The sequence below is a fragment of the Acinetobacter guerrae genome, assembly GCF_009372255.1.
GTDB classification, from domain to species: domain Bacteria; phylum Pseudomonadota; class Gammaproteobacteria; order Pseudomonadales; family Moraxellaceae; genus Acinetobacter; species Acinetobacter guerrae.
In genome coordinates this window covers 22,966-41,265 of sequence record NZ_LXGN01000011.1, presented here as the reverse complement: position 1 = coordinate 41,265, position 18,300 = coordinate 22,966, and the positions used below count along the sequence as shown (strand labels likewise).

Annotated in this window: 15 protein-coding genes and 1 tRNA gene; 6 read left to right on the top strand and 10 right to left on the bottom strand. The window is 37.2% G+C overall.

Annotated features, from left to right (window positions below):
• Positions 1-18: 18 nt before the first annotated feature.
• Both argG and A7A69_RS07860 read right to left on the bottom strand, forming a co-directional pair.
• On the bottom strand, positions 19-1,359 hold the full coding sequence (gene argG, locus A7A69_RS07865; protein WP_120370979.1) for an argininosuccinate synthase: 1,341 nt from the start codon (positions 1,357-1,359) through the stop codon (positions 19-21).
• Between the two features lie 173 nt (positions 1,360-1,532).
• The gene (locus tag A7A69_RS07860) at positions 1,533-2,423 is read right to left on the bottom strand and encodes a LysR family transcriptional regulator (RefSeq protein WP_152876817.1); all 891 of its coding nucleotides are present in this window, start codon (positions 2,421-2,423) and stop codon (positions 1,533-1,535) included.
• Positions 2,424-2,589: 166 nt separating this feature from the next.
• Here A7A69_RS07860 and A7A69_RS07855 point away from each other — a divergent pair, with 166 nt between their 5' ends.
• From A7A69_RS07855 to A7A69_RS07835, 5 genes are all read left to right on the top strand, one after another.
• The gene (locus A7A69_RS07855; RefSeq protein WP_187349197.1) at positions 2,590-3,507 is read left to right on the top strand and encodes an EamA family transporter; all 918 of its coding nucleotides are present in this window, start codon (positions 2,590-2,592) and stop codon (positions 3,505-3,507) included.
• Positions 3,508-3,819: 312 nt separating this feature from the next.
• A complete protein-coding gene (locus A7A69_RS07850; protein WP_152876816.1) occupies positions 3,820-5,850 on the top strand; it encodes an NADPH-dependent 2,4-dienoyl-CoA reductase in 2,031 nt (676 codons plus the stop codon).
• 85 nt (positions 5,851-5,935) lie between these two features.
• Positions 5,936-6,025 (top strand) — tRNA-Ser (locus tag A7A69_RS07845).
• A 178-nt stretch (positions 6,026-6,203) separates the two neighbouring features.
• Positions 6,204-6,665, top strand: a complete 462-nt coding sequence (locus A7A69_RS07840) for a hypothetical protein (protein ID WP_151813681.1) — start codon at positions 6,204-6,206, stop codon at positions 6,663-6,665.
• Between the two features lie 19 nt (positions 6,666-6,684).
• The gene (locus A7A69_RS07835) at positions 6,685-7,605 is read left to right on the top strand and encodes a hypothetical protein (protein WP_151813682.1); all 921 of its coding nucleotides are present in this window, start codon (positions 6,685-6,687) and stop codon (positions 7,603-7,605) included.
• Here the strand turns inward: A7A69_RS07835 and A7A69_RS16575 are convergent.
• The 8 genes from A7A69_RS16575 to A7A69_RS07800 form a co-directional block, all read right to left on the bottom strand.
• Complete coding sequence (locus A7A69_RS16575) at positions 7,602-7,778, bottom strand: hypothetical protein (RefSeq protein ID WP_004987258.1); 177 nt, start codon at positions 7,776-7,778, stop codon at positions 7,602-7,604. The genes A7A69_RS07835 and A7A69_RS16575 overlap by 4 nt on opposite strands.
• The gene (locus A7A69_RS07830; protein WP_086264178.1) at positions 7,771-8,091 is read right to left on the bottom strand and encodes a hypothetical protein; all 321 of its coding nucleotides are present in this window, start codon (positions 8,089-8,091) and stop codon (positions 7,771-7,773) included. The genes A7A69_RS16575 and A7A69_RS07830 overlap by 8 nt, the downstream gene beginning before the upstream one ends.
• Positions 8,091-8,522, bottom strand: a complete 432-nt coding sequence (locus A7A69_RS07825) for a DUF5681 domain-containing protein (protein WP_004998933.1) — start codon at positions 8,520-8,522, stop codon at positions 8,091-8,093. Before A7A69_RS07825 ends, A7A69_RS07830 begins: the two co-directional genes overlap by 1 nt.
• 35 nt (positions 8,523-8,557) lie before the next feature.
• Positions 8,558-9,274 carry a hypothetical protein gene (locus A7A69_RS07820; protein ID WP_151813683.1) on the bottom strand — a complete coding sequence of 239 codons (717 nt, stop codon included), beginning with the start codon at positions 9,272-9,274 and terminating at the stop codon, positions 8,558-8,560.
• Positions 9,275-9,939: 665 nt separating this feature from the next.
• The gene (locus A7A69_RS07815; protein WP_152876815.1) at positions 9,940-11,907 is read right to left on the bottom strand and encodes an AAA family ATPase; all 1,968 of its coding nucleotides are present in this window, start codon (positions 11,905-11,907) and stop codon (positions 9,940-9,942) included.
• A gap of 139 nt (positions 11,908-12,046) precedes the next feature.
• The gene (locus tag A7A69_RS07810; RefSeq protein WP_000155629.1) at positions 12,047-12,289 is read right to left on the bottom strand and encodes a helix-turn-helix transcriptional regulator; all 243 of its coding nucleotides are present in this window, start codon (positions 12,287-12,289) and stop codon (positions 12,047-12,049) included.
• 201 nt (positions 12,290-12,490) lie between these two features.
• Entirely contained in the window at positions 12,491-13,699 is a 1,209-nt protein-coding gene (locus tag A7A69_RS07805; protein ID WP_152876814.1) for a tyrosine-type recombinase/integrase, read from the bottom strand.
• A 587-nt stretch (positions 13,700-14,286) separates the two neighbouring features.
• The gene (locus A7A69_RS07800; RefSeq protein WP_152876813.1) at positions 14,287-14,667 is read right to left on the bottom strand and encodes a diacylglycerol kinase; all 381 of its coding nucleotides are present in this window, start codon (positions 14,665-14,667) and stop codon (positions 14,287-14,289) included.
• Positions 14,668-15,045: 378 nt separating this feature from the next.
• Here A7A69_RS07800 and A7A69_RS07795 point away from each other — a divergent pair, with 378 nt between their 5' ends.
• The gene (locus A7A69_RS07795) at positions 15,046-18,162 is read left to right on the top strand and encodes an efflux RND transporter permease subunit (protein ID WP_152876812.1); all 3,117 of its coding nucleotides are present in this window, start codon (positions 15,046-15,048) and stop codon (positions 18,160-18,162) included.
• Positions 18,163-18,300: the final 138 nt, after the last annotated feature.

The window sequence follows — 18,300 nt, the reverse complement described above, 5'->3', positions numbered from 1 at the left end:
GCTTGTTTAAAGATAAAATTATTTTTTGGTGTCCAATTGAGGAACTGCTGAACCCTGACCAATCGACAACAAACCTGTATTGGTATAAATGCCAAGTTTGGCACGAGTATCGGTAATGTCCAGATTACGCATGGTCAATTGACCAATACGATCCATAGGACTAAACATTGAATCACCTTTCTCCATCGTCAAGCGCTCTGCTTCATAAGTCAGGTTTGGAGATTCAGTATTCATAATGGTGTAATCATTACCACGACGAAGTTCAAGTGTCACTGTACCTGTAATCGCTTTAGCAACCCAACGCTGCGCTGTTTCACGCAGCATAAGTGCTTGTGAATCAAACCAGCGACCTTGATAAAGCAAACGACCTAAACGCAAACCGTTAATGCGGTATTGTTCAATCGTATCTTCATTATGGATGCCAGTAACTAAACGTTCATAAGCAATATGAAGCAATGCCATACCTGGAGCTTCATAAATACCGCGTGATTTTGCTTCGATAATACGGTTTTCAATTTGGTCAGACATACCGAGACCATGACGGCCGCCGATACGGTTTGCTTCTAAAATAAATTCAACAGGATCTTCAATACGTTGACCATTGAGCGCAACCGGCATGCCTTCTTCAAAAGTCACGGCAACCTGTTCTGGTTGAATTTCAACATCGTCTTTCCAGAAAGCAACGCCCATAATTGGATCAACGATTTTAATACCTGCATCCAGATATTCAAGATCTTTGGCTTCATGGGTTGCACCCAACATATTCGAGTCAGTCGAATACGCTTTTTCTTTTGACATTTTATAGTCAAAGCCGTTATCGATCAGGAATTGTGACATTTCAGCACGACCGCCCAATTCATCAATAAACTGTTGGTCTAACCACGGTTTATAAATTTTTAAATTTGGATTAGTCAATAAACCATAACGATAGAAGCGTTCAATGTCATTACCTTTATAAGTAGAGCCATCGCCCCAAATATTGACATCATCTTCTTTCATGGCAGTAACTAGCATAGTTCCAGTTACAGCACGACCTAGTGGTGTAGTATTAAAATAAGGTACACCACCAGTACTAATATGAAACGCGCCACATTGAATTGCCGCGATTCCTTCTAAAGCAAGTTGTAAACGGCAATCGACTAGACGAGCTTTGATCGCGCCATATTGTTCAGCTTTTTTTGGAATGGCATCGTAGTCATCTTCATCAGGTTGACCAAGATTTGCAGTGTATGCATAAGGCTCTGCGCCTTTTTGCTTCATCCACAATAAAGCTGCTGAAGTATCCAGACCACCAGAGAAGGCAATACCCACTTTTTTGCCTACTGGTACATGCTGCAAAATGGTTGCGTTATCAGTCATTGCTAATCCTAACTAACATTTATAAAAAGACCTAAAACGATGGTCTTGAGAATTCAGAATGGCAGATATTGTAGCACTTTTTTTATTTTATTTTTTCTGATCGTTCAATATCCCCCTGAAAAATACAAAATCTATAGCGATATTTTCCTACAAGGCAGATTTTTCAATTCAAGTCATGAGGCAACCCTGATCTGAGCCGATGTTTGCGTATTTTGAAGTGAGTCGTTTAATCCAATAAATTGCTTTTCAATTGGCGTAAATATGTGGTCAGCTCTTGCAATCAGATATAAACCAATATTCCGATATTGTTCAGGTATTTCACGATAATATTGAATCTTAAATTTCTCAATAAGCGATCTTGCAAGCATAGAGATACCCATTCCAAGTTGTGTGAAATGGATTAAAGCCTCATGATCATAAATATGGGTGAATTCACTTTTGTTTAGACCATAATCTGCATAAATTTTATTAAGCATTGTGGCGTAACAGCATTCTTCAGATGCCAACAAAATATTTTGATTATTTAAGCAGTCTTCAAGACTTTCATGGTTAATGACATTTTTGCCAATGATCACAAGTTGATCTTCAGCTTTTTGAATATACTGAAGATTTTTTTGTTTAGGATGTCCAAGCACATAAGCGATATCGAGATTTCCCGCTAATATTTCATCTTCAATAAATCCAGTTGCGCCTGTTTTCATGGTAATGGATAAGTCAGGGTAGGCGTCATAAAGTTGACTAAATGATGGATAAAAGCGCATCCCTCCCAAACTGGTATTGGTGCCAAAACGTAAATTATTTTCTTGTTGATAGATTTTATGTTCAGTTTCTTCCCAGGTAAAAATCATTTTTTTATACTGGCGATATAAGTTCAGTCCAGATTCTGTCAGTTCAACACCTTTGGGTTTACGAATAAAAAGTTGACGTTTGTAATGGTTTTCAATTTTCTTGATCTTGGCAGTCATATTGGATTGTAAATAATTGAGCTTATGTGCTGCTGCGGTAATACTTTTTAGCTCGGCAACCGTGACAAATGATCTGATATCGCTAATGTCAATATTCATAGATATGCCTCAACTATTTAAATTAGCCAATTTTTTTTAAAAGAGATGAATACTCTTTTAAAAAGACATTAAAAAAAATGATGCACCTATTAAAACATAACATTATTCATGATGTCATTTATTTTATATACTGTTCTCATGTTATTTGATTTGTTGAGAGAAGCTCGTGAATATTCGGGTTGTCAGTGCTATCGCATTACTATGTCTGGTATGGGGATCTCTGTGGGGTTTAGTCAAACATAGCTTACAAGTTTTTCCACCATTTCTGTTTATTTCAACTCGATTGATTTTGGCAGCTCTGACTTTAGTGGTGGTTCAATTTATTCTCAAAAAATCGATTTTACCTAAAACTGGTGAATGGAAGCCTTTGATTATTTTAAGTGCAATGGTTTGTTTGGGCTTTTATGCAACTCAAACTTTTGCGATGCAGTTTGTAGATTCTGGTTTGTCTGCTGTACTAGTATTTACCATGCCAATTTTTATTGGTGTATTAGCACATTATTTTTTAAATGAGCATTTAAATAAGCAAAAAATTGTAGGCTTGATCTTAGGCACATTTGGGTTGATTGCAATTTTGTGGCCACAATTGCAGCATTTACACCTCAATTTATCTTTAGTTGGAGAGTTCTTTTTAATTGGATCGGGCTTTTTCTGGGCAATGGCAACCATTTATATCAAAAGAAATTTTGCAACTTATGACAAAATAAAGTTGACGATTTGGCAGCTTTTGATTGGTGGAATTGCTATTTTTATTGGCGCTTTAATGTTTGAAACTGTGGATAAAACAGTTTGGCAAGATCCCTTAAATGAATCATTGTTATTTTACATCGCGGTGGTTGGAACAGGTTTTGCTTTTGTGCTTTGGAATTGGATTGTGAGTCAGGTTGATACGTTTATTGCTTCAATTTCAATTATGTGCATTCCTGTTTTGAGTCTGTTTTTTGGTGCAATAATCTGGGGTGAATCATTAACCGTTAATATTTTCATTGGTGCTGCATTGATTTGCTCAGGAATTATTGCAAGTTCATTGAAATTTAATTCAAAAAAGGCACCACTAGCTTATTGTACGAAACAATCTCAGTAAACTTTTTTATCTTTACCTCGTTTTGAACATGTTAAGCCATATTGAATATGGCTTTTTTTATGTCTGAACTTATATATTAAAGTTAGTATGTAAGCTCAGATAGTGGCAATCCATTTTAATTACGTCAAATTAAATGATGGGGAAAGGGGGCGATTTTAGCAAATGATTATCTACTCAACAAAATAAGATATGATTTATTCATCATTGACAATTTCAACCTCTAAAAAAAGAGAACAGGTCATCCCAACACCGCAAAAAAGTATTAAAGTATTATGCAACAAGTTGCACCGCCAAATTCAACAAGGATTTCCTATGACTAGCTATGCACATATTTTAAAACCATTACATTTGGGTTTTACCACAATTAAAAATCGTGTTGTGATGGGGTCTATGCATACGGGGCTAGAAGACCGTTTTTATAATTATCCAAAGTTAGCTGCTTATTTTGGCGAGCGGGCAAAAGGTGGTGTGGGTTTAATCATTACTGGAGGAATTTCACCTAACCGTCAAGGCTGGTTATTACCTGCGGGCGGAACCATGAATTCATTGGCAGATATTCCGCATCATCGATTGGTCACACATGCGGTGCATAAACATGGCGGTAAAATCCTGATGCAAATTTTGCATGCGGGTCGCTATGGATATCAGCCTTTTGTAGTATCAGCGAGTGCAATTAAATCACCTATTTCTCCATTTAAGCCTCGTCAAATGTCGGAAAATAATATTCTCGAAACCATTGAGGATTATGCACGTTGTGCCAGTCTTTCAAAAAAGGCAGGTTATGATGGTGTAGAAATTATGGGTTCTGAAGGTTATTTACTCAATCAATTTTTAAGTCGCCATGTCAATCAACGTACAGATCGTTGGGGTGGTAGTGTTGAAAATCGGATGCGTTTTGCCGTTGAGATTGTGAAAGCCATTCGTGAGAAGGTAGGTGAAAAATTCATCATCAGCTTTCGTTTATCGATGCTTGATTTGGTGCATGATGGCAATACCATGCAAGAAGTAATTACGATTGCTCAAGCATTGGAAAAAGTAGGTGTTACAATTTTAAATACAGGAATTGGTTGGCACGAAGCACGTGTTCCAACGATTGTAACTTCTGTGCCACGTGCTGCCTTCGTTGATTATACGGCGTACGTTAAACAACATGTTTCAATTCCTGTGATCGCGTCAAATCGTATTAACATGCCTGATACAGCCGAAGAAATTTTGGCAGCAGGCAAAGCGGATATGATCCAAATGGCACGTCCACTCCTTGCTGATGCATTTTGGGTAACTAAAGTCGCAACCAATCGTGTCGATGAAATTAATACCTGTATTGCGTGTAATCAGGCTTGTTTAGATCATACTTTTAAAAATAAACGAGCCACATGTCTGGTTAATCCACGTGCAGCCTATGAAACAGAATTAGTTTATGTAAAAACAAAAAAACCGAAGAAAATTGCGGTCGTGGGTGGAGGGGTTGCAGGGATGTCTGCGGCAACTGTTGCGGCAAGTCGTGGACATCAAGTTACGTTATTTGAAGCAAATTCTGAAATTGGCGGTCAATTTAATCTGGCTAAAGTCGTGCCAGGCAAAGAAGAATTTCATGAAACCATTCGTTATTTTAAAGTTCAAATTGAAAAAACGGGTGTGGATTTACGCTTAAACACACGAGTCAATCGTGAGCAGTTAGAGCGTGAAGGTTTTGATGAAGTGATTGTTGCAACGGGTGTGATTCCTCGTCGACTAAAAATAGAAGGAAGTCATTTACCTCAAGTATTATCTTACGCGGAGGTGCTGAAAGGTGCTCCAGTAGGTGATAAAGTTGCAGTAATTGGTGCAGGGGGAATTGGTTTCGATGTTTCAGAGTTTTTGTTGAAACCAATTCATCAGCCGCAGCCACAACCCTTAGCCGATTGGCAACGTGAATGGGGTATCGATCCTCAGCCAGATTACATCACAGAAGGTGGTTTACAACCTGCCCAAGTTGAAGCACCCATTCGTCAGGTTTATCTATTACAACGTAAGACGACTCCATTAGGCATTGGTCTAGGCAAAACTTCTGGATGGGTGCATCGTGCACAACTGAAAAAACATGCGGTGCGTATGATGCGCGGTGTGCAATATAAAGCGGTTACTGATGAAGGGCTATGGGTCGAGTTAAATGGACATGATCAGCTATTGCGTGTAGATACAATCGTTGTGTGTGCAGGTCAGGAATCGATTAAAGATATTATGCCGAATCAGAATGAAACGACACTGGCGCATTATCATATTATTGGTGGTGCAAAGTTGGCAGCTGAACTGGATGCCAAGCGTGCCATTAGGGAAGGTGCAGAATTGGCTGCCCAACTTTAATTTTTGATGAAACAATATCCAATTGAATATCAAGCGTAAAATTTTTCTTGAATAAAATGAAGTGTCTTTGTATTCTTACGCACATGGAAGCGTGGCAGAGCGGTTTAATGCACCGGTCTTGAAAACCGACGAGGGTGTGAGTCCTCCGTGAGTTCGAATCTCACCGCTTCCGCCAAATATCAATGACTTAGCCCCGATAATCGGGGCTTTGTTGTTTTTGGGGTTTATGCAACGTAAGCCTGTAGTAAGCAAAAAACAAAATTAAAAAATAAATATCTTTCATTAAATCAGTGTATTGAAGTTCTTCTCTGTGGTAATTTACTGTGTATATTTCTTAGACTAAAGAAAATGATATGAAAAAAATAATTGTGAGTATTTTAGCTTTTTCCATTTCGACTTTATCAATGGCTTATAAACCACCAGTAGGTGAGAGTAAGAGTGTTTCGGTGGGAGTAGAGGCAACTAAAGAAGAAATATTTAAAGCTTCTAAACGTGCTTTGGCTTTAGAAGGATACCAGATAACAAGTTCAGACTTGGATGCAGGTGTGATAACCACAGCTTCTAAGGACTATAGAATAGATCCAAGTTATGCTGATTGTGGTAAGGTAATGGGTATTGATTACCTTAAAGATAAGCGAACAAAAACCACAGTAGCACAGAATATTATTATTGATGACAATTCTTTAAGTATTAAAAGTAATATTCAAGGTGAATATAAAGTTGGAAGCACAACATTTGATGTGACGCTAACTTGCTTGTCAAAAGGTTTAATTGAAGCAGATTTAGCAGACAAGATTAAAAGTAATTTGAAATAAATTTCAACTAGGGGGACTTATGAAGTCAAAATTTTTGCTAACTTTTTTATTTTCCACAGTAACGAGCATAGTATATGCAGGAAACGATTGTGGCTATTCAGAACTAACTGGTACGGAATATCAAATTACAGATCAATTTAAGAAGTATGTTACTAATAGTTTTGATGCTTTTCCAAAGAAGAATGATTACAGCCAAGGTTCAATAAGAGATTATCAATCTTTGAACGAAAATAGTTTTAAAATCCTCAACACTGGAATTAGAACATTACCAAGTGAAAGATATTTACAGAGTTTCTTATCCTCTTATAGATTTAGAAATATTGATTTAGATGGCACTGCATATAATTTAGATAAATCTTTTAATACCGAAGTAATTACTTCTGACTGTAAGAAGTTTTATTTGGACCCAGGATTAACATTAAAAGATATTGAATATCAAATTAAACGAACTGATGGTCAACCTATTGGCAAAAAAGACTATTTTGATTTATTAGGGGCAGCTATTGAGAAAAAGACCATAGGTGTTTCTTCTCAATATGACAAATTTGAAAAAAGAGTTGAAATTAAAACAGAGTATTTCGATAAATATTTAATACGTGGTTATTATGATCCAAGTGTGAAAAAAGTTGACTTCATACAAATTTATACAGACCTAACATTTATTGGAGATTGGGGTAATATTTCATCTTCTAAAGATACTGATTCACAAGTCCACAAAGTAACTAGAATTGATACAAATGTTGATTGTAAATCTAAAGTTTTGGGTTGTGTTCTAACAGAAACAATTGGAGTGGATGTAACTGAGCAATTCTTAAAAAACCATAAGAAAGGTTTTGAAATTAAATTAATGGGTAAACAGTCAAAAGTTTTATCAATTAATGGTGATGTTGTTACTGCCTTTCTTGAGGAGTTAAATAGAGTGAAAACTAAAACATATTAATTCCTAGTATCATCAACTAATTGTTGTTGATGTGGTACAGCAATAGCTTCCCACTCGTCATAAGACAAAATAGGTGGAAAAGCGGCTACTAATTTAATAGTAGTCGCTTTGTTCTTTCTGTGGGTTTCGACTTTAGCTAAACGCTTTTGGAAGTCTTTTAATACCTTAGCCATTATCGGTATGACCACAATTAGGGTTAGGGTATTGTGCCCACGGTTGCCCCTGTAGCATGGTTTTAACCGTTACTGGTACTGTAGGGGGTACATAATCGCTAAATGGGTGTAATGGGCTATTTAGCTTTTCTTCAAGCTTTGCAAATAGCGGTTTAATAAATACTTCTTCAAGTTCATCGCTAGAAGCATATAAAGCCATGATGTGCATTAGATTATGCATTGCAACCAAACGTTCACTTGGTGAGCCATGTGCAATATCCTGTGTAAATTTAAAACGTAAAAATTCATATTCTTCTCGTGTAGGCAGGTTCATTAGTGTTTCTCCAATGCATTAATACGTTGTTCTAATTCATCAATTTGACGAATACCATTTAAAGCATTAATCGCTTCAATAATTTGTTTACCCACATCAGGCGCAACATTGCCGTCTGCAATAGCCTGTAAAACAGATTGTGCTTGTTCGGTTACACTTGCTGTGGCATCTAATTCAAACTGGACTGTTTCAGTCTGAGCTTTAAGTGTTGGTGCAATACGGGAAAGGACTAAGCTAGCCGCTTGCATATCGCCTGAAAGAGCGGATTGAATCACTACTTTGGCAATATCATCAGCATCAGCTAGTAGGGATTGATTTACTTTCATTCGCTTATCAATAATCCCTTTTGGACGACCTTGTGGGTTAGGGGAGTTCATCCCCTTACGCCAATTTGGATTTCCTGCTGTTTTAGTCTTTGAATTTGTGGTCATTACAATTCCTTGATCTAAACTATTAATTATCAATTTCAAAGATCGACACGTTGGTCTTTTAAAATGAACGCTTGTTCTGCTTCGTTTTTTGCTTTACGAAGTTTTTGAATAACATGTGATGGTTTACCCACTGCTTTTTCTACTTCTCTAAATACCAAGCCACCACGTTCACCCAGTAACGTTGCTGCATTCTTCATGACTTTTAATCGCTTAGCTAAAGCAGGATTTTGAATTTCATGGAGCTGACGTGTGTAATGTTGAACTTCAATATCTGTTAAGCCTGAGAGGTATGATGGAGCACCTAAAAGGGCTTGAAGTGTCTGCAAGTCTTTTTTCTGCTGTGCTTCTTCAATGAATTTGCGACGCTTGCTGTTATTCATATTTTTAACATGCGAGCGGATTTCATTAGCCACAGGGTCATTAGCACCTGCTGTCAAAGGTGTGGTTAGTTCCTTTTCAATATGTGCAATGCTTTTACTTAGATTTGCATTTGCAGAATCAATAGATTTAGTAATTTTAAGAAGCTTCTTAGTTGCAAAATCATCAGTTTGGATTAATTGAGCTGCTTCATTCCAAACAGGATTTCGCTTACTTGCTTCACGTGCTTTATGAATATCATTGATACCCTCGTAGGCTTCACTCAATGCTTGTGCAGCAATGTGAACATAAGAAGCCGTTTCTTCATCATAGCCTTGAAGGTGCTTGATATTGTCGGGATGTAGTGATGGTGTAATTAGAGGATATATAGACATTTTGAACTCGCATACTGGTTGCATAATTACTTATTGCTTACAACATACGAAAAACAAATTAAAATGGCGACGAAATCAAATAGATACAAATTATTTACAGCAAATAACAAATTATATGGGGGTACAAACAAGCATTTTTATAGTGCCAAAAATAGCCGTTTTAAGCGAGTTTTTAGGGTGGCCAGTACCCTTGTACCAACCGAGTGCTTAAAGAGGCTATTTACCCCTGAAAGTCGTGCTAATTTCGCTATGTTTAAACCTGTATTTAGGGGTAAAGGGTTTAATAATTTAATTATCAGCAAGTATTCGTATTTTTAACCACAGTATTAATAATTATTGCTTTAAACATGTAATCTATTGAGCTAAGAAAAAGTTATAGAAATGAAGGAAATTATATAAACAGAAGAATGTGAATATAAAGAGCTGTTGCTGTGGTTAGCGTGAGTTGCATTAGCATAACCCCCCCTAAAGGGGGGGGGTATATGTGCAACTTTGCAACTTTTTAAATAAGTTGCAAATAAAAGTTGCAATGCAACTTATTGAAAAACAATGGTTTAATAGTAAAGTTGCAAGTACAAGTTGCAACTGCAACTCGGTAAAAATGCTTGCAACTTTTAAGGGAAAGTTGCAAAATTAATGCAACTCTGCAACTTGTTGTTTTATAATTATATTTTAAGTAAATCTAGTCCTTTTTGTGTCAAAGTAACTGTTTTACCATTTTCAGTTAAAAAGCCTTTTTTAATCAGAGCATCTTTCGTTCTTGTCATTTGGTATGGTTTTTCGAATCCAAGTATTTCTCCCCAGTCTTTTTGCTTACTGTTGGGATTATCATAAATGACTTGTAAAATCCTTTTTTCTTCCTCATTTTGATCTTCTAGTATCTTATTGTGGTTATTCATTGCCTGAATATCAATTACTGGCGTGACAACTGCTGAAGAAATGGGGTTTCCATCTTCATCCATACCTAAAGGAATAGGTTCTAAATGAAATTGTCGTTCAATATCATTTGCACCATTCTTGGATTTTGCAATATTCCATTTTTTTGTAGAACCGTTAGATGATATTTCAATTGCACAGTCTACAGCACCAAGTAAACTGGAATGACCACGCATTCCACTTCCTTGGATTTTGCCTGAATGGTGTACGATAAGGACTAAACAATTTAATTCAGATGATAATTTCTTAAGTTTACCGATAACCATACCCATGTCAGTAGATGAATTTTCATCTATTCCATTTGCTGATTGAGCTAGGGTATCTATACAAACTAAACCACAATTTGGTGCATATTCTTTAATAGAATTAATTAATTCTTCTACATGGTCTTTCTCTTTAAAGTTTAAAGAAATTTCATAGTTTAAAAAGTCATTATCAGGGATTAAACCTTTTCTTTCCTGATAAGCATGTAAGCGATTTCCCATACCATGTATATCTTCAAGATTAATATAGGCAACTTTAGACTGCTTTGTTTTCATTCCAAACCATTCTTCACCTTTGCAAATTGCAAAAAGTAAATCAAGCATTAGAAATGATTTTCCAGTAGCAGGTAAGCCATATATTGTGGCTAGACCCTTTTTAGGTAATACCCCATGAACGAACCATTCCATAGGAGGTCGTTTCATTACATCTGACAGATTAGTTGGGACAAATTTATTTGTACGGATAGGCTTTTGAGAGTTATATCTTGCGAGTAGGTTGTCAGCTATTTTTTTACCAATCTGTGCCTCATACTCATCATGCGCTTGAAATTGTCGTGCTTTTCTAATTGTTGATTCAATATAAGAATTAATCTTTGCTTTTTCGCGTTGCCCAAGATTTGACAGATGCCACAGGCGAATAAGTTGTTCGTTATTGTTGGTATAGAATGCAAGCATTTGGATCAAAGATAAATCGTCTTGACTGTGGTCACGACCAATAACTTGTAAATCTGTATCTAATTCAGCATTCCATAATGCTTGAAATTTTTCTTTATTTCCCGCATTCCAAGCTCTTTCTATAATTGATTCATCCGATTCAATTTGAGGTTGGTCAGGCAATGGTTCGAACTGTCCTTTGTCATCATGTAGCTGTGAAACGATATTATCTAATATGTCTTTCTTATACTTAATGGGTTCACTTTTTAAAGTATTACCAGTACAAATAATAAATCGTTCTTGAGAATATATTTCTACATTATCACGTCTGCGTCCTTTTCCAATATTACCATAAACCCATATATGGAAGCCTTTTCCACTTTGAGAATACTCAGTATAGCTATTAAAAGTTTTTATAATACTGCTTGCACGATCAAGCTGTTCTTGCGGGGTATCTGCTTTAATATCTAGGTCAATACATGTGAATGGGTCATGTGCGGATAAGACATACCCAATATTAAAGTCATGCTGTTTTGCGTATGTGCAGGCAGTATGGAAATCTGTCCATGTAGATGGGTCTGTTGGGCTTGCTTTACGTCCATTACATTGATATGGAGTTTTATTCTTGTCTGCTACAACCCATTGAGCACGCTCTTTTAGCTCGTCGGGAAGGTTAACCCATTGATTTGAATTATTAATAATGGCAGAGGATTGCTGTTGGGCTTGGCTGCCTTGTGTAGTTTGCTGTGGTAAAATGGGGGTATGGTTTAAGCTATTCATGCCAGTTTATTCCTATCAAAAAGACTGCTACGGCAGTCTTTTTTTTGATTGTATGTTTACGATAGGCTTAGGTCGGGAGAGGTGTTGGACACAGGTTTCAATAAGCGCAATACGTTTAAGGTTTAGAACAGAAAATTAATTATTTGTCGGAGGTTTGAACTGAATACGAAGACGTACTTGAATGGGCTTGTGCTTCAAGCCATGCCATTAAGGTTGAACGTAAATAGCGGACACGTGACTGGGTATCTGATCCCACTTTAATAAATTGTGGTCCTTTACCTTTAGTACGCCATATTTCAAGGGTATTCTTTTTAAAGCCAAGTAATGAAGCGGCTTCTTTAGTCGTCAGTAAATCTTTATGATTGTTTGCTGAAATAGTCATGTCAAAAGTTCCTTTAGTAATGAGCTATCTGACATGCAATAAAAAAGGGACAGATAGCTCAAGTTTAAATTAACCTTGAAGCCTCTATCCCATGATAGATACAAGCTTAATAATGTAACCCATGTTACGTAAATATTAAGCGAGGTGTTTGCAGTTAAAAACAACTATATTATGTTTTATGTTAATGCACAAATGATTTTTTTATGATTTACTTTTATCAATCCAATCAGCCACTTGCTGAACTTCGGGACGTAAATATTGCAAGTGCGTAGTTTCTAAATAATGAATTGCTGTAACCCCTTTAGGCACATGGTTTGTCAGCAATTCAACCTTGTTTAAATCAATACCACAATGTGCCACTCCTATTGTGGTAAACGTTCGTCTAAGGTCATGTGCTGTAATTGGTGTTCCAGCAACTTCACTCATACGTTTCAATGAATCTCTAGGGTCAATAATGTGTCCTGACTTTGACCATGAAGCAAAAACAAAAGGTGAGCCGTCTGTTCTAGGTCTAGCTTTGAGTAGCTCTATTGCTTGAGTTGATAAGGGTAAATAGACTGGATTGTGGTTTTTAGGGTCGGGTATATGCCACCATGCTTCCTCCAAATTGACCCTATCCCAAGTTAAAGAACGAGCTTCGCCTAATCGTGCGCCTGTAAGCATTAAGAAAATGATTAAATCAATGCTTGCTAGAGTTTCACGGTTAAAAGCGGTTTCCCTTGTTGACCACAGGTATTTCCAAACATCATTTACCTTAGAATCAGGAATACGACTGGTACGAGGTTTTAATTTCACCATTTTCTTTTTAAGAATATTAACTGGGTTCTCTTGGATTAATGGTGTGCCATCTTCCTTTCTATATTCGTCCATTGCGTAATTAATTAATGCTCGCAATACGCTGAATGCTTGATTAGCTTGGGCAGGTGCAGGGGCATTACCACGTAAACCATGTTCTTTAAGTTGGTTGTAGCGTTTATTCACATCCTCACGGTTAATTGCTGCAATAGGAGTATCCTGCCATGCTTCAAAACTTGTGGTCACATGTCTACGAATTTCACTTTGTGAACTTGCTTTAAGCGACCTGTCTTTAATGTAAGAGTCGCAAACTTCGCGTAACGTAATAGACATTAATGCATGTGCTTTTGCCTGCGCTGTTGGGCTTGTACCCATGCGCATTGTGCGTAAATGCTCGCGGGCAATGTCACGTGCTTGGTCAGGGGCAAAGACACCATACTGCCCGATAGTAATACGCTCCGAGCGACCATTAACACGGTTTTGCACAATAAAGCTAACACGACCTTTAGGGGTAACTCGAATACCGAAACCTTTTAATTCAGTATCCCATTCAAATTTATCTTTGCTGATTGGTGCAGGGTATTTGTCGATGAAGCTCTTAGTCAACTTAGGCATGATAGAACTCCTCACCGACATTGTAGTTGGCGATAAATGTAGTATGATTCATTTGTTGATTCCTAGTAGGGATATAACCACAGGCAAGGGCTATTGGCGTAGTCGCTTGCCTTTTTTGCACTGTAACTCGTAAGCAATTTGTAAGCGATACAGGGAAAGCATAAACAAGCTACATAAAACAAAATATAGCTTCAAGGCATTGTTTTGTAAAGGAATACATGGCTTACTAAATGTTAATAAAGCCTAGTAAAGTGTAAGTCCCAATAACTTGAAAACCGACGAGGGTGTGAGTCCTCCGTGAGTTCGAATCTCACCGCTTCCGCCAAATATCTAAATAAGCTCTTGTTCATGCAAGAGCTTATTTTTTTGTCTATAATTTCATCCCTCACTTTACCCCATGTCAAATTCTGAATTGAAATAAAGTTCTTTATATCAAATTAGATCTTTCTAATAGATCAAAAACCAGTGGGCTGGTTTTTTGTTTAAAAGTTAATCTAATTTTAAGTTCACACAATTATTTTAAATACTAAGCAAGCTAGCTTGTATTTTCCTTTTTGCCATACTCATCACAAAAGAGTATGGTTTTTTTATGCCCATAAGATAATTAACCAAGTAATCGCGATTAGATTTAAAGCAACAAATTGAGCTGCGCTCCCCATGTCTTTGGCATTTTTAGAAAGTTCATGTTTCTCAAGTGAAATTCGATCGACCACAGCTTCAATCGCAGAATTAAAAAGTTCTACAATAATTGCAATAAAACCAACGCCAATAAGTAAAATCCGTTCAATTGGAATGAAATCTAGACTTAAATTTACAATCAATAAAATAATATTGAGCAATATAATTTGTCTAAATGCCGCTTCGAGTTTAAAGGCAGTTTTGAAACCAGAAATTGAGTAGCTTGTAGCATTGAGAATGCGCTTTATGCCGTTTTGACCTTTAAATGGGGAGGAAGGCGTGGTTTTCATGGAAATTTACCATTATCAAAATATAGTTTGAAGATTAAAGAATTTTGCTTAAGACAAAATGAGGACGATAGATAATTCTTTTCGATCTTGAAGAGTCAGATTTTAAAACGTGTTGTCTAGGAGAAGCATCATCTTGTTATTTGACAATGTGATGACGATTTAAGTCTTTTTTGATGAAGAAAAGTGCTAAAAATCGCAGTCTTTATACATAATCTCCATGATTTATCCCTTTTTTTGCGACATTTGAAACTAATCATAAAAATGCTTGAATTTAAGTAAAGACTCATTGATTATCAATGAATTATTAAGGTTGGTCATCAGTGCAACCGAATATTTTTACTTTACATTTTCGCTCTCTTACATTGGAAGTAAAGCGCCATGTTTTCCAGATTTTTTATTGATCGTCCCATCTTTGCTTGTGTACTTGCTATTATTGTTATGGCGGTGGGATTGTTTTCAGTTTTAAATTTGCCTGTTGAACGTTATCCCGATATTGCACCACCACGTATTACTGTTTCAGCAACTTATAGTGGTGCTGATGCGCAAGCAGTTGAAGACAGTGTGACACAAGTTTTGGAGCAACAGATCAAGGGAATTGATCATTTACTGTATTTTAGTTCAAGTAGTGATGCCAATGGTAGCAGTCGAATCAGCCTGTATTTCGCTCAAGGCACAGATCCAGATGAAGCTCAGGTACAAGTTCAAAATGCAGTGAATGGCGCGATAAATCGGCTTCCAGATGATGTACAGCGTCAGGGTATTACGGTTAGAAAATCCTTGAGTGATTCATTTATGGTGATTGGTTTGGGGGATCGTTCAGGTCGTTCAAGCAATATTGATATTTCAGATTATTTGAGCAATAACTTTGAGCTGAATTTAAGTCGGATTGAAGGCGTAGGAGAGGTCAATGTCTTTGGCTCACAGTATGCGATGCGAATCTGGTTAGATCCGATCAAACTTCGACAATATCAACTGATGGTAAGCGATGTTCGTACCGCGCTGGAAAATCAAAATACCCAAGTCGCAGCAGGCGCAATTGGTGAATTACCCGCCAGTAATGATCAATATCTTAACGCCAAAGTTACATCGGGTTCGCTTCTAAAAACACCAGATCAATTTGAAAATATTATCCTTAAAGCCAATCAAAATGGCAGTTTTGTCTATCTTAAAGATGTGGCAAGAGTCGAAGTCGGTGCTGAAAATTATCAGGTCTTTAACCGACTTAATGGCTATCCTGGTTCGGGTTTATCAATTTCACTTGCGGTTGGAGCCAACCTGATGCAAACCGCAAAAGCAGTTTATGCAGAGGTAGATACACTCAAGAAAAATTTACCAGAAGGTTACTTTGTTATTTATCCCCGCGATGATACGCCTTTTGTTAAAGAGTCGATTGCACAGGTGGTCTCTACATTGGTTGAAGCCATTGTACTGGTGGTATTGGTCATGTTTTTGTTTTTACAAAACTGGCGAGCGACTCTCATTCCCGCAATTACCGTACCAGTCGTCATTTTAGGGACATTTGCAATATTATCAGTTTTAGGGATGAGCATTAATACATTGACTTTATTTGCGATGGTTCTTGCCATTGGTTTGTTAGTCGATGATGCGATTGTTGTGGTTGAAAATGTCGAACGCATTATGCATGAACAACATATTGATGCTCGACAAGCCAGTATTCAATCGATGCAGGAAATTGGGGGAGCATTGATTGGGATTACATTGGTATTGACCGCAGTGTTCATTCCAATGTCATTTTTTAGTGGTGCAACAGGTATTATTTATCGACAGTTTTCGATTACCCTTGTCGCAGCAATGGCGTTGTCTTTGATGGTGGCATTAATTTTAACTCCTGCATTATGTGCTGTTTTGCTAAAACCACAAAAGAAACAGTTTCGATGGGCGCAGTGGTTTAATACGAGTCTGGAAAAACTTAAAACGAATTATCTTGTTCTCTCTAAAAAATCCCTCGATTTTAAATATATTTCTGGTGTTATTTTTATTGTACTCATTCTAAGTTTTATCTGGATTTACCGTGCTTTACCGACAAGTTTTCTGCCGCAGGAAGATCAAGGCGCATTGATGGTTCAATTTACTTTGCCCGAAGGTACGCCATTGAGTAAAACTGAAGAAATAGGGAAGCAAATTTCTGATTATTTTCAAGATACTGAAAAAAACAATACCAATGGCATTATGGTCATTAATGGCCGTAATTTTTCAGGTACAGGTCAAAATCTGGGGCAAGCTTATGTTTCCCTGAAACATTGGGATGACCGTAAGGGCAATGAAAATAGTGCACAGCAGATTCGTGCCAGAGCCTCTAAATATTTTTCAAAAAATAATCAGGCACGAATTAACGTATTGATGCCTTCAGTGATCCGTGGTTTAGGCAATTCAGATAAAGTTGATTTCTGGATACAGGATGTGAAAGGCTTAGGACGTGAGCAGTTGATCACTTCTTTTCAAAATCTGCAACAGCAGAGCGATAATACTCAACAAGTCAGCAATCTTGATAAAAAAAGTAACGATGACCAAGCTGTATTGAACATTAAAATTGATCATCGAATCGCAATGGCAAATGGTGTAAATGTTAATGATATTAATCGAACCTTATCGACTGCATGGAGTGGGACGTATATCAATGACTTTATTGACCGTGGTCGTATCAAACGAGTTTATCTGCAAGGAGATGCACAGTATCGTTCCAAACCTGAAGATTTAAGTTACTGGTTTGTCAAAAATACCCAAGGCGAAATGATTCCTTTTAATCAGTTTAGTGCGGTGCAATGGCAAGGCGCACCACCGTTATTAGAACGATTTATGGGTTATCCCGCGATTGAACTTGAAGCTGATGCGGCCAATGGTTCGAGTTCAGGTCAAGCGATGCAACAAATTAGCCGCATGGTTGCAGACATGCCTGATATTGGTTTGGCATGGAGTGGATTATCTTATCAAGAATTACAATCAAGTCATCAAGCGATCTGGCTATATATTATCTCTATTGCATTTATCTTTTTATGTTTGGCCGCACTGTATGAGAGCTGGTCAATTCCAACTGTCGTGATGATGGCGATTCCATTAGGAATTGGTGGAACCATTCTGTTTAGTTACTGGTTTAATTTTGCCAACGATATCTATTTTCAAATCGCTTTACTCACCACGATTGGTTTGTCCTGTAAAAATGCAATTCTGATGGTCGAATTTGCCGCAAACTTGCAAGCACAGGGGGCAAATGCAACAGATGCAGCTTTAAAGTCCGCAGGTCTACGCTTACGCCCAATTCTAATGACTTCATTGGCTTTTGGTGCTGGAGTCGTACCGCTAATGTTTTCGACTGGTGCTGGTGCATTGAGTCGTCAAGCGATTGGGTATAGCGTATTTGGTGGGGTTTTATTTGGAACGATTCTGGTATTAATTTTTATTCCATTTATGTATGTATTGATTCGCTCATTGTTTAAATACAAGCCAGCCAAGCATTTAAATGAAATAACTAAATGAGAATTAAAATATGAATCTACACTCAGAGGAGTTGGACTGTACGGTTTAGCATTTTAACAGTCTTTCAAATTACAGTTACTTTTTTCATATGTATTTGGTGAGCCAATTCGAGTAAAAGTAAAACCAAGCTAGACAGAA

What these genes read in the sequence shown, in the direction of transcription:
- A7A69_RS07830 (WP_086264178.1), bottom strand. Translation starts at nt 8,091, where the DNA reads ATGAACCTGCCTACACGAGAAGAATATGAATTTTTACGTTTTAAATTT.
- A7A69_RS07825 (WP_004998933.1), bottom strand. Translation starts at nt 8,522, where the DNA reads ATGACCACAAATTCAAAGACTAAAACAGCAGGAAATCCAAATTGGCGT.
- A7A69_RS07815 (WP_152876815.1), bottom strand. Translation starts at nt 11,907, where the DNA reads ATGAATAGCTTAAACCATACCCCCATTTTACCACAGCAAACTACACAA.
- A7A69_RS16575 (WP_004987258.1), bottom strand. Translation starts at nt 7,778, where the DNA reads ATGGCTAAGGTATTAAAAGACTTCCAAAAGCGTTTAGCTAAAGTCGAA.
- argG (WP_120370979.1), bottom strand. Translation starts at nt 1,359, where the DNA reads ATGACTGATAACGCAACCATTTTGCAGCATGTACCAGTAGGCAAAAAA.
- A7A69_RS07835 (WP_151813682.1), top strand. Translation starts at nt 6,685, where the DNA reads ATGAAGTCAAAATTTTTGCTAACTTTTTTATTTTCCACAGTAACGAGC.
- A7A69_RS07805 (WP_152876814.1), bottom strand. Translation starts at nt 13,699, where the DNA reads ATGCCTAAGTTGACTAAGAGCTTCATCGACAAATACCCTGCACCAATC.
- A7A69_RS07860 (WP_152876817.1), bottom strand. Translation starts at nt 2,423, where the DNA reads ATGAATATTGACATTAGCGATATCAGATCATTTGTCACGGTTGCCGAG.
- A7A69_RS07850 (WP_152876816.1), top strand. Translation starts at nt 3,820, where the DNA reads ATGACTAGCTATGCACATATTTTAAAACCATTACATTTGGGTTTTACC.
- A7A69_RS07810 (WP_000155629.1), bottom strand. Translation starts at nt 12,289, where the DNA reads ATGACTATTTCAGCAAACAATCATAAAGATTTACTGACGACTAAAGAA.
- A7A69_RS07795 (WP_152876812.1), top strand. Translation starts at nt 15,046, where the DNA reads ATGTTTTCCAGATTTTTTATTGATCGTCCCATCTTTGCTTGTGTACTT.
- A7A69_RS07820 (WP_151813683.1), bottom strand. Translation starts at nt 9,274, where the DNA reads ATGTCTATATATCCTCTAATTACACCATCACTACATCCCGACAATATC.
- A7A69_RS07800 (WP_152876813.1), bottom strand. Translation starts at nt 14,667, where the DNA reads ATGAAAACCACGCCTTCCTCCCCATTTAAAGGTCAAAACGGCATAAAG.
- A7A69_RS07840 (WP_151813681.1), top strand. Translation starts at nt 6,204, where the DNA reads ATGAAAAAAATAATTGTGAGTATTTTAGCTTTTTCCATTTCGACTTTA.